Source organism: Streptomyces solicavernae (assembly GCF_029968095.1).
Lineage (GTDB): Bacteria > Actinomycetota > Actinomycetes > Streptomycetales > Streptomycetaceae > Streptomyces > Streptomyces solicavernae.
The window spans coordinates 1-3,523 of sequence record NZ_JASCIR010000074.1; the positions used below are offsets into that span (position 1 = coordinate 1).

Annotated in this window: 3 protein-coding genes; 1 reads left to right on the plus strand and 2 read right to left on the minus strand. The window is 67.6% G+C overall.

The window, feature by feature from the left end:
* The first annotated feature begins 125 nt into the window (after positions 1–125).
* Positions 126–1,091: a helicase associated domain-containing protein gene (locus QIS99_RS31880; RefSeq protein WP_282517245.1), complete on the plus strand. Its 966-nt coding sequence runs from the start codon at positions 126–128 to the stop codon at positions 1,089–1,091.
* Positions 1,092–1,106: 15 nt separating this feature from the next.
* On the opposite strand, the gene QIS99_RS31885 is transcribed toward QIS99_RS31880, so the two are convergent.
* Positions 1,107–1,667 carry a DUF6262 family protein gene (locus QIS99_RS31885; RefSeq protein WP_282517246.1) on the minus strand — a complete coding sequence of 187 codons (561 nt, stop codon included), beginning with the start codon at positions 1,665–1,667 and terminating at the stop codon, positions 1,107–1,109.
* Positions 1,664–3,523, minus strand: a 1,860-nt coding sequence (locus tag QIS99_RS31890; protein ID WP_282517247.1) for a tyrosine-type recombinase/integrase, incomplete at its 5' end; no start/stop codon positions are given. The genes QIS99_RS31885 and QIS99_RS31890, both read right to left, overlap by 4 nt.

Consider the following 3,523-nt stretch of genomic DNA (forward strand, 5'->3'; position numbering starts at 1 on the left):
TCCCATTCCAAGATGCACAGTTCCCACCAAAAAGACTCTCAACAACCCGAAACGCCCCAGCACCCCAACCGCAAGAAGACTGAGAACACACAACCCCGCGTGACCCGGCGGAGCTGGCGCGGTTCGTGAAGCTGAGGGTGCTGGAGCCGGAGAACGAGTTCTTCCGCCGCGGCATCGCCGCCGCCGCCCGCTACGTGAAGGAGACCGGCGTCGAGCAGCTGCGGGTCCCCTACGACTACGTGACACCGGACGAGTGGGCCCCGGCCGGGTTCCCGCTCGGGATCTGGCTTGCGGACCAGCGCCGCTTCCACAAGACCGGCGCCCTGACGCCCGAGCGTGCCGGCGAGCTCGACGGGCTGGGGATGGTGTGGTCGCACCAGGACGTCGCCTTCGAAGAAGGCCTCGCTGCTGCGCGTGAATGGGCTGCCGAGCACGGGCACTTCCTCCCGCCCTCCACCGCAGTGTGGAACGCCTACCCCGTCGGGGCCTGGGCCAAGAACCAACGCCAAGTCGCACGCACCGCCGACCGCCTCGAGGAACGGCGCGAGGCCGGCCTTCCCGGCGAGTCGGCGGCCGGGGCCCTCGCACAGGAGCGACGCGAAGCCCTCGACGAGATCGACCCCGGCTGGTGCCCGGCGTGGGATGTGGGCTGGCAGCGCTGCTTCCGCCTCACCCAACAGTTCGTCGACGCCGGCGGGGCTGTGCCCACGGCCGTCGGTGATGTGGTGGTGCAGGGCGAAGACCTCGGACGCTGGGTCCAAGCTCAACGCCTCGGCTGGGAACAGCTCCGGCCCGCGCAGCTGTGGCTCCTCGCCAACATCCTCCACCTCGAGCCCGCCCACGAAGACGAACGCCCCGTGAAACGCACCCAGGACACCAAATGGGCCCTCAATCTGCAGGCCGTCAGGCAGTTCCACGCCCGCGAAGGGCATGTGAACGTCCCCCGCAAACACGTCGAGCAGCTCGTCGAGGGAGATGGCCACGTCGTGGACGTGAAACTCGGCGTGTGGATCGACAACACTCGGAGGCGTGCTGGGAAGTTGAGCGAGCAGCGCCGCGCGGACCTGGAGGCTTTGGGGGTGCGCTGGTAGGGAGCTCGTTGTCGTTCAGCCGTGCGTGTTCTCTTCGCGGATCATCCTGCGCAGGCTTGTCCGTGCTGCGCTGAGGTCTGCCTCCAAGGTCGATACGTGGGTCTGGAGAGCTTTGTTCGTCTCGGTGGCCTGTTGAAGCTGGTCCTGTAGCTGCTGGTTGGTGCGGATCAGTTCATCGACGCGATCTGTCAGGTGCTCGGTGCTGAGGGCGTCGAGTTGCAGTCCGAGTTGGTGCTGGACGGCGTGGCGCATGCGTTCGTTGTCTTGGCGGAGGGTGCGGATCTCTTGGCGGGCCAGCTCGAGTTCGGTATGCAGCGCTGCCGTGGAGCCTTCGGCTCGTGCCGGTTTGCGGAGAGTGGGGCGTTGGCGGCGTTGGGCTGCTTCGATGTGTTCGCGGAGCCCTGTGGTGTAGGTGAGCCAGGTCGAGACGTTGGCGGTGCGGGCGACTGCCGTGAAAGTGATTCTTTCGCCCTGTTGTTCCAGGGCTGCGAGTGCGGTGAGGACGCGTTGGCGCTTGTCGAGGCTGTCGCGGCGGCGCGCTTGGGCCAGGGTGTGGGGGTTGCCTCGGGGGTTCATGGCGAGGGTGTGGCCTTCGAGGCGGGGGTGAGTGGCAGCAGGGTGTGAGTGTTGCCGGCGCGGGCCTTGCGCAGGATGGCGCTGGCTTCTTCGATCTGTGCACGTTCGGATGCGGGGAGGGCGGCAAGGTGGCGTTTCATGCGGATGACGACCTGTTCGAAGGCGGTGATCTGGTCGGTGGGTGCGGTGATGACGAAGTCGGCGGCGTCCATGGCCCGTGCCGTCTCGCGGTCGGCTCGTAGCTCGTTGATGTGTTGCTCGATGGCCGGGTGGTAGGAGGGGTCGGGCCGGTAGAAGCCGCAGCCGGCGCACTGGAAGCGGATCGGGCAGGAGTTGCCTCCTGCCTTGACGTTGCTGGGCTCGGTGCATCCGCCGTAGGGGACGGCTACCGAGCGCAGCTCGTAGGTGGTGTCGGAGCAGGGGCTGGGGCGGCCTTGTTGGTCGACGACGTGGGCGGCGAGCTTGGTGACGGCTTCGCGTTTTCGCTTGAGGGAGACCGTGTAGTAGCGCTGTGTGGTGCGGACGGACTTGTGGTCCATCAGTTCGCACAGGACGTCGAGGGGGGTTCCGGCGTCGGCATGGCGCTGTGCGTAGGAGTGGCGGAAGGCGTAGGCGTAGATGAGGGAGCGGTCGAAGGGCAGCGGGTTGCCTTCTGCGTCGGTGCCTTCGGCGTGGAGGTGGGGGATGGATTCCACCCAGTGGCGCAGTGTTTCGCTGAGGTAGCTGGTGTGGAGGTGGGTGTGGGTGGCCAGGGGTGTCAGGGCGGGAAAGAGGTGGCCTGTGCCGGTGGGCGGCAGGGTGGGGGCGAGTTGGTCGCGGCGTGTGTGCCAGGCACGGATCGTCTGGGCGGTGGCTGTGGTGATGGGCAGGCGTCTGCGCAGTCTGCGGGCTTTGTGGTTGTTCCAGATCAGGGAGAGCTGGTCGCCGCGGGTTTCGAGGCAGTCGCGGGGCAGGGAGACGATCTCGTTGGGGCGTCGGCCGGTGTCCCTGAGCAGGATGTACAAGGTTCGGTACATGAGCTGCAGATCTTCGGTGGCGAGCGTGCGTCGGCCTCGGGCTCGTCCTTGGCCGAGGAGGTCGAGGTGGGCGTCGAGTTGGCGGATCACCGGTTCGGGAATCGCTTTGCCGATCTCGTCCTCGTTGAATTCTTCGGTGGCGATGCGGTGTGTGACGGGGTCACGGACGAAGGCGGCGGAGAGTTGGGGGGCGGTGCCGGAGCGGCGGCCGTAGTCGATCAGGGCGAAGAAGTGGCTGGCGATGGAGACGCGGTAGCTCCATCCAGCGGGCTGGCCGTCGAGTTTGGGTGCGGTGCGGAAGGATTCGACTACGGCGGTGACGTCGTCGTAGCGCAGGGCGGAGGGGTCGTCCGTGCCCGGGCGGTGGGCCAGGGCACGGGAGGCCAGCTGGACTCCGCGCAGGGTACGGGCGAACGCGTCGGCGTCGGGGCGCTGTTGGATCGTGAAGGTGCGCAGCAGGTCGCGGAGCCATGGTTGCCTGATGGTGCGCAGGTCGACGGTCTTGTGGCGTCGGATGCCCGCTGGGGTGCGGGAACGCTGGCCCAGGGCGCGTAGGTCCAGGATGTCGTGCGTGGCTGGTGCTGTGCCGGTGTGGTGGGCGAAGCCGGCCTGGACCGCGGTGCGTACCCGGGCGAGCGTCCGCAGGACTGCGGGTGTGGAGCGGGGGCAGAGCGAGGTGTGCGTGTTGGTTTCGGTGAGGGTGGTGGCGTCGGCCAGGTCCCGGATCATGCGGCGGACTTGGCATGGTTCGAAGATGCGCAGCCAGGGATCGGCTTGCTGAAGTCCGTAGAGGACCTCTTGGCGCAGCGGCTGAGGCAGGAGCAGGAGGCTGAACTGGTG

Bases quoted from the DNA above. Each gene is read 5' to 3' on its own strand.
- QIS99_RS31885 (WP_282517246.1), bottom strand. From the start codon at position 1,667: ATGAACCCCCGAGGCAACCCCCACACCCTGGCCCAAGCGCGCCGCCGC.